Origin of the sequence: Paenibacillus darwinianus (genome assembly GCF_000598065.1) — a bacterium.
GTDB classification, from domain to species: Bacteria; Bacillota; Bacilli; order Paenibacillales; family Paenibacillaceae; genus Paenibacillus_I; species Paenibacillus_I darwinianus.
Genome location: NZ_KK082178.1, coordinates 1 through 6,787, shown reverse-complemented (window position 1 = coordinate 6,787; position 6,787 = coordinate 1). Strand labels below are relative to the sequence as shown.

Here is a 6,787-nt window from a genome sequence, read left to right as displayed (position 1 = left end):
CCGATACCGGGTTGCTCGGGAAATTGAGCAGAATGAATGCGGACTTCTCCCACACCTGCTCAGGAATAGCTTCCAGATCCGGCAGAAAACCGTTGTTCTCCAGAAGGGGCACGAAGTACGGCTCCACGCCCGCCACCGCAAGCCCTGCGGCATAGATCGGATAACCGGGGTCGGGCACGATCGCCATGTCCCCGGGCTCGCTTACCGCCAGCGCCAGATGGGCCAATCCGTCCTGCGAGCCCATCAGTGTAACGAGCTCCCGCTCCGGATCCAGCCGGATGCCAAAGCGGTGGAACAACCAGTCGACTGCGGTCTGCCGGAACGCGGCGCTCCCTCGGGAAAGCGGGTACCGGTAAGCGTCATCGCGCAGTACGGCCGCGGCCATGGTCTGCCGCACGCGCTCGGACGGCGGCCGGTCCGGGCTGCCGATGCCGAGGTCGATCACGTCGAGGCCCTCGCGTCTTGCCTCTTCCTTCCACTCCGCCACCTCGGCAAAAATCGCGGAGCCGAGCCTGGACAGCCGGGACGAACGCCGCTTGCTCCTGTCAGTCATCATCCGTTCAGCCCCATACCCGCTCAAATTCAGCTTCCTTATAACCGACCGTTAACGACTTGCCGTCGGTCACGATTGGCCGCTTCACCAACCGGCCGTTCGCAGCGAGCGTCGCGATCCGCTCCTCTTCGTTCATGCCGGGCAGCTTGTCCTTCAGGTTCTGCTCCTTATATACCTCTCCGGAGGTGTTGAAGAACTTCTTCAACTCGAGACCGCTGAGCCGCAGCCATTCCCTGATCTCTGCTTCGCTCGCCGGCTGCTCGAACAGATCCTGCAGTTCCAGCTCGCGGTCCATCGCTTGCAGCTTCTTAATTGCCGTACGGCATGTGCCGCATTTTGCGTAATGATATACTTTCAGCTTCCTATCCGACATACTCGATCGTACCGCCCTTCTATTTATCAGTTACTGCACACTTTCGCGGCTTTCGCCGCGCACGGCCAGCAGCTCCTCGAGCTGCCGCAGATCCTCCGGCAGCGAGGCGCGGAACGTCACGCGTTCGCCGGTCATCGGGTGCGTGAAAGCCAGCTCCGAGGCATGCAGCGCCTGCCTGCCCGCCGCCTCATGGGCCGCAGCCCGCCATTCCGGGCAAGCCCTCGCTTCGCCGCCGTGCGTATCGGCGGCTCTCCCGGCTGCCGGCTGCGAGTCGGAAGGCTCCGCCGCAATACCGTACATTTTGTCACCGATCAACGGGCAGCCGATGTGCCTCATGTGCACGCGGATTTGATGGGTGCGCCCGGTTTCGAGCTTCAGCCGGACCAAGGAAGCGGTCCCATCGCCGTATACCTGCACCGTCTCATAGTGGGTAACCGACGGATACCCGTCCGGCGTTACAATGCGAATATGCGGCGCATCGGGATTGCGGTCGATCGGCTCATTCACCGTGCCCGCTGCCGGCTCAGGCTTGCCGAATACAAAGGCGATATACGTCTTGTCGATCTCGCCGCGCTGCATTTGCTCCGACAGCTGCTGGTGTACGTACCCGTTTTTGGCTACCGCGACCACGCCCGACGTCTCCTGATCCAGCCGATGAACGGGCCTGAACCGGAACGATTCGCCGCGCGTCTGCCACAGATGGACGACTCCGTTCGCCAGCGTATGCGTGTAATGTCCGTGCGTCGGGTGAACGATGACCCCGGCCGTTTTATTCAGAATAAGCAAATAAGGATCCTCATACACAATATCGAGCGGCATCTCCTGCGGCAAAATATCGTCCGATCGCTCCCGCTCCATCCGGATCGCTACCAGATCCCCCGCCTTCACCTTCACCGTCGTATACACGCGCTCCCCGTTCAGCGTCAGGCCTTCCTCCGTCAGCTTGAGCCTGGACAGCAGCTTGCGGGAGACGCCGAGCCTTTTCTCCAGAACGGTGCGAACGGTCATCCCCTCATCCCCGGGATCGATCGTCAGCGTGATCGGCTCGTAATACCGTTCGTTCATTGCGGTTTCGGCGATTTCGGCTTACGGAAAACATTGGCGCTCCGCACATACTCGACGTCCGGAACGCCGAGCCGGGCGTTGGCGACGCGCGCCGCAGCGAAGAAATAATCCGACAGCCGGTTCAAATAGGTAACGGCATGCGCGTTCACGTTATGCTCGGCAGCGAGCGTAACGCAGCGCCGCTCGGCGCGGCGGCATACGGTGCGGCATACGTGCAGCAGCGCCGCCGCCTCCGAGCCGCCCGGCAAAATAAACCGCGCCAGCTCAGGCGCCTGCGTAATGTATGCGTCGATCTCCGACTCCAATCGGGCGGCCGGCTCCGCTCCCATCTTGTACACCGAAGGCTCGTTCGCGAACGCCAAGTCGGAGCCGCAATCGAACAGCTCCTGCTGGATTTCGGCAAGCTGCGCCGCCATATCGTCGAACTTGCCCGATCGAATAAGCACGGCTGCCGTTTGTCCTATAAACGAGTTGAGCTCGTCGATCGTGCCGTAAGCCTCGACGCGGGCGTCGTCCTTGCGGACGCGGCCCCCTTTTAACGAAGTTTGGCCTGCATCCCCTGTGCGTGTATACAACCTCATCATGAATGCCCCTTTCCGCAAAATAACCTAATTTTCACTATACCATACGGGCGCGGCCCGGAAAAAGAAAAGAAGCCTCTCGCGAGGCTTCTTTCCCTGCAAAATGCGGCTTAACCGTCCGCGTACATCTTCGCGCTTTTCATATATTCGTTGATTTTTTGGTCAAGCTTGCGGCTGATGGCGATCACTTTGTCCGAATTGAACGAGGATTCCTCCATATAGGTCAACACCATCTTGCTGCGAAGCAGGTTGATTTCGTCTTCGAGCTTGCGGATCGTTACGGGATTCATCGGCCGTTATCCCTTTTTCACCGATTCGACGAATGCGCCGATACGTTCGAGCGCTTCGTTCAGTTGGGGCACCGAGGTCGCGTAGGAGCAACGCAGATGTCCTTCCCCTCCGAGTCCGAAAACGTTGCCCGGCACAGCAGCCACTCCCGCTTCCGTCAACAACCGCTCCGCAAACGTTTCGGAATCGAGGCCGGTGTCGGCGACTGACGGAAACACATAAAAAGCGCCATGCGGCTCGAAGCAATCGAGGCCGATATCACGCAAGCCCTTCACCATCAGTCTGCGCCGCTGGTTGTAGGACTCCACCATCCGGTCCTTCTCGCCGAGACCGTTTTTGAGCGCCTCGAGCGCGGCCACCTGGCCCATGGTCGGCGCGCACATAATCGTATACTGGTGAATTCTGAGCATGGCGGAGATCAGCTCGGGATGTCCGCACGTATAGCCCATCCGCCAGCCGGTCATGGCGAACGCCTTCGAGAATCCGCTGACCAGGATGGTGCGGTCCCGCATGCCGGGCACCGAGGCGAAGCTGACATGATTCCCATTATAGCTCAGCTCGGCGTAAATTTCGTCAGAGATGACGATCAGATCATGCTTCTCTACGATCCGGGCGATCGGCAGCCACTCCTCATACGTCATGATGCCGCCGGTCGGATTGCTCGGATAGCACAGAATCAGCACCTTCGAGCGCGGCGTGATGCTCGCCTCCAACTGCTCGGCCTTGAGCTTGAACTGGTCCTTGGCAAACGTTTCGATGCCGACCGGAATACCGCCGCCGAGCGACGTGATCGGAGAATACGTAATATAGCACGGTTCAGGGATCAAAATTTCATCACCCGGCTCAACCAGCGCGCGCAGGGCCAGATCGATCGCTTCGCTTCCGCCGACCGTTACCAGTATTTCATTCGCCGGGTCATAATCGACCGCGAAACGATTATGCAAATATTCGCCGATCGCCTCGCGCAGCTCCGGCATGCCCGCATTGGACGTATACTGCGTTTTTCCCGCTTCGAGCGCGGAAACGCACGCATCCCTCACATGCCAGGGTGTAACGAAATCGGGCTCGCCGACTCCGAGCGTGATGATGTCTTTCCGTCCGCTCGCGAGATCGAAGAAACGGCGGATGCCGGAAGGCTTGAGCGACCGCGCGCCAGGCGCCAGGTATTCCGACATCGAAGCGCGTACAGTTTTGGTGGAGACGAGTTGTTGCTCCTTGTCTTTAATCATGGCGCAGCTCTCCTTTACGGCGATATGACGAGACGGTTGTCGCCTTCGGCTTCCTCGAAGATAATGCCGTCCTGCTTGTATTTCTTGAGAATGAAAAAGGTTTTGGTTGACAGCACCGAATCGATCGGAGACAGCTTATTCGATACGAACGAAGCGACTTCCTTCAACGTCTTGCCCTCTACCTCGACCAACAAATCGTAAGCGCCCGACATCAGGTATACCGATTTGACCTCGGGATATAAATAGATGCGTTCCGCAATGCTGTCGAAGCCGCGTCCGCGCTCCGGCGTAATCTGCACCTCGATCAGCGCCGTTACCTTCTCGTCGTCCACCTTGCTCCAGTTCACGACGGTCGCATATTTCACGATCACGTGATCGTCTTCCATTTCGGTTATCGCCTGCTTGACGTCCGCTTCCGGCACGCCCAGCATGGTCGAGATCAATTCCGCGCTGCGGCGCGCATCTTCCTTGAGCAGCTCCAATATTTTCAGCTTAAGTCCATCCATCGTCGTAACCTCCTGCATACCGTCTGCGATTAATACTCTCTATCTTACAACGATTAACCGTTTCCTGCAAAAAGAAAATAAACGCCGATTATGTAATCCGGACGGGACCTCCCGCCCGGTATGCGATTCTGGGTGCGGTTATGGCACATGCACCGTTTTGATGTGGTCGAAGTGGATGTAGACAGGCTGTCCTGCGGCATTCGCCAGCTCGACCATCCCGTCTTCCATTTGTTTAAGGATGCCGGTTTTGTTGGGATGGTCACCCAAATCGAGCACCACGAATTCTCCGACAAGCTTGCGGATTTGCTGATCGAACGTGCGCGCCAGCGAGATGGGCGACGGCTTCAGCGGAAATTGCTCCGGCGGCAGCGTATAAGGCGTAACGTCGGGATGGTAAGGCGACAAATATTTCAAATGGCTGAGTGAAACGATAACCGTGTGATAAACAGGCGAGTAGAAAGTGAAATAGTCGTTCATCACGCTAGTGACGTAGCCGTGAATCGATTGCGTGCCGGCGATGTACAGCTCCGAAAACATGCCTTTGGCGCTGAACAGCACTTTACGGTAGGATATCGGGTCGGACTGCGGCTCGTAAGGGATTTCCGGGACCGCTTCCGCCGACTCCTCCTGCGATGCCGGCCGCAGCAACTTCACGTGAACGAGCGGAATGTAATAGAAATGACTGGCGCCGCGAAGCACGATGATGTCCTGGCCGAGATCGATCATTTTGCCGCGAAGCGGCATGCCTTTGCCGGCGACCTCGATCTCCACCAGCTTGTTGAGCAGCGAATGGTTGGCGTTCTTCATCGGTTTCCTCCTTTCTTGTTCGAATGCACAGTGCCTGTCCACAGCCATCCTGCGATGAGTCGGATTAACAGCAGCCGCCTGAGAAAAAGCTGCGGAGCGAGAAACGTATGCGTGCTGCATGCTTCTGCGCCTTGCTCCGCTCTAGCAGGCTGGATGCAAACGGATTGTGCACAAACTTGCGATGCCGGTGAGAAGCGCTTGTGTCCGGAGACCGGGCTCGCCGCTGCCGGCATCGCGTTTTATCATCTGCCGCCCGTTCTGCCGCCGCCTGTGTTGCCCCCGACGGTTCTGCCGCCAGATTTGTTTCCCGATTTGCCCGACTTGTTCTCGTGTTTGTTTTTGTTGCCGTCGTTTTTGTTGCCGTCGCTGTGATCGCCGGCTTTTTGCGGGCTGACCGTTTTAATGTGGAATAACGGAATGCGGATGATTTCTTTTTGATGTACCAGCAGCAGCGTGTTGCCGGACACCTCGACGATAAAGCCTTCTACTTTCTCAGGGCCGCCCCAGTTGATCTTAACGAACCGCTGATTCAGCCGGCGTAGCACGCCGTTAAAATTTTCCGCAATAATGAACCGGGTACTCCATCCGCTTCTGCCCCTGCTTCTTCCATCGCTTTTGCCGTCGCTTTTCGGGCCTTCCGTAATACTTTTGATATGGCTGGTGTTGATGTAAACAATCCCTTCCCTCGTGCTGACTGCCAGATAGTCACTGCGGACTCCGAGTACCCGACCGACGATAGAGTCCGGACCGCCGCGGTTGATTTTTACCGTCTTACCGACAAATTCCTCCAGAGACCCTCCCTGGACTTGATGACCGCTGCCTTGGTAATGATTCATGCCGTTGCCATGGTATTGATTCATGCCGCCGCCGAACAATTCAAATAGAAATGCCACTTGAATCCCTCCAGATTAATAGATTTATTTCGGTTGACACGATGCGTGCCACCTGCAAGTGCTAGATTTCCGACCTTGCCAGCTTGACGCCATTCTCCTCGCCTTCCATCCCTCCAATCGTTCCTCCGCTCCATCCGCTCGGGAGGATTAATTGTAATATAGTTATATGAATCCCTCTTCTATTCGGTACTAGATTTTCGTGTAATTCTTCCAAAAATGTACGTCCGGCTAACACCGCCGATAGATTCTGCACATAGCCTGTATCAGAACGAGGAAGGAGGAGATCTTTGAATGACTGACAGCAAAAAAAATAAAGCGAGCCAGCGGGGGAAAAACAAAAATGCCGCTCGCGGGAACCGTGCTGACCGAGTCGGCGTGACGCGCGATGATCGGACGCGCGTCACTCGCGGCGACCGCACGGGCGGCACTCGCGGCGACCGCACGGGCGGCTCCCGCGGCGACCGGACGCACGGCACTCGCGGCGACCGCACG

General features: G+C 57.5%; 10 protein-coding genes. 1 reads left to right on the top strand and 9 read right to left on the bottom strand.

The features are described from left to right. The 9 genes from BG52_RS10970 to BG52_RS10930 form a co-directional block, all read right to left on the bottom strand. Positions 1–556, bottom strand: a 556-nt coding sequence (locus tag BG52_RS10970; protein WP_397310976.1) for an aminotransferase class I/II-fold pyridoxal phosphate-dependent enzyme, incomplete at its 3' end; no start/stop codon positions are given. Positions 557–560: 4 nt separating this feature from the next. Beyond that, on the bottom strand, positions 561–926 hold the full coding sequence (locus tag BG52_RS10965; RefSeq protein ID WP_036582151.1) for a Spx/MgsR family RNA polymerase-binding regulatory protein: 366 nt from the start codon (positions 924–926) through the stop codon (positions 561–563). A 30-nt stretch (positions 927–956) separates the two neighbouring features. Continuing rightward, entirely contained in the window at positions 957–1,991 is a 1,035-nt protein-coding gene (locus BG52_RS10960) for an RluA family pseudouridine synthase (protein ID WP_036582150.1), read from the bottom strand. Then, the gene (locus tag BG52_RS10955) at positions 1,988–2,572 is read right to left on the bottom strand and encodes a cob(I)yrinic acid a,c-diamide adenosyltransferase (RefSeq protein WP_036582149.1); all 585 of its coding nucleotides are present in this window, start codon (positions 2,570–2,572) and stop codon (positions 1,988–1,990) included. Before BG52_RS10955 ends, BG52_RS10960 begins: the two co-directional genes overlap by 4 nt. A gap of 110 nt (positions 2,573–2,682) precedes the next feature. After that, positions 2,683–2,862, bottom strand: a complete 180-nt coding sequence (locus tag BG52_RS10950; protein ID WP_036582147.1) for an aspartyl-phosphate phosphatase Spo0E family protein — start codon at positions 2,860–2,862, stop codon at positions 2,683–2,685. Between the two features lie 6 nt (positions 2,863–2,868). Then, positions 2,869–4,089, bottom strand: coding sequence for an aminotransferase class I/II-fold pyridoxal phosphate-dependent enzyme (locus BG52_RS10945; RefSeq protein WP_036582142.1), 1,221 nt, complete (start codon positions 4,087–4,089; stop codon positions 2,869–2,871). Between the two features lie 14 nt (positions 4,090–4,103). Further along, positions 4,104–4,595: an Lrp/AsnC family transcriptional regulator gene (locus BG52_RS10940; protein WP_036582134.1), complete on the bottom strand. Its 492-nt coding sequence runs from the start codon at positions 4,593–4,595 to the stop codon at positions 4,104–4,106. 138 nt (positions 4,596–4,733) lie between these two features. After that, positions 4,734–5,402 (bottom strand): hypothetical protein, encoded by a 669-nt coding sequence (locus BG52_RS10935; protein ID WP_036582123.1) that lies wholly within the window; start codon positions 5,400–5,402, stop codon positions 4,734–4,736. 242 nt (positions 5,403–5,644) lie between these two features. Continuing rightward, on the bottom strand, positions 5,645–6,295 hold the full coding sequence (locus BG52_RS10930; protein WP_051587646.1) for a hypothetical protein: 651 nt from the start codon (positions 6,293–6,295) through the stop codon (positions 5,645–5,647). Positions 6,296–6,586: 291 nt separating this feature from the next. Between BG52_RS10930 and BG52_RS10925 the strand changes: the two genes are divergently transcribed. Next, positions 6,587–6,787: hypothetical protein (locus tag BG52_RS10925; protein ID WP_036667260.1), on the top strand; the 201-nt coding region annotated here is incomplete at its 3' end.

Coding starts and splice junctions, on each gene's coding strand:
- BG52_RS10965 (WP_036582151.1), bottom strand. CDS start 926: ATGTCGGATAGGAAGCTGAAAGTATATCATTACGCAAAATGCGGCACA.
- BG52_RS10960 (WP_036582150.1), bottom strand. CDS start 1,991: ATGAACGAACGGTATTACGAGCCGATCACGCTGACGATCGATCCCGGG.
- BG52_RS10955 (WP_036582149.1), bottom strand. CDS start 2,572: ATGAGGTTGTATACACGCACAGGGGATGCAGGCCAAACTTCGTTAAAA.
- BG52_RS10950 (WP_036582147.1), bottom strand. CDS start 2,862: ATGAATCCCGTAACGATCCGCAAGCTCGAAGACGAAATCAACCTGCTT.
- BG52_RS10945 (WP_036582142.1), bottom strand. CDS start 4,089: ATGATTAAAGACAAGGAGCAACAACTCGTCTCCACCAAAACTGTACGC.
- BG52_RS10940 (WP_036582134.1), bottom strand. CDS start 4,595: ATGGATGGACTTAAGCTGAAAATATTGGAGCTGCTCAAGGAAGATGCG.
- BG52_RS10935 (WP_036582123.1), bottom strand. CDS start 5,402: ATGAAGAACGCCAACCATTCGCTGCTCAACAAGCTGGTGGAGATCGAG.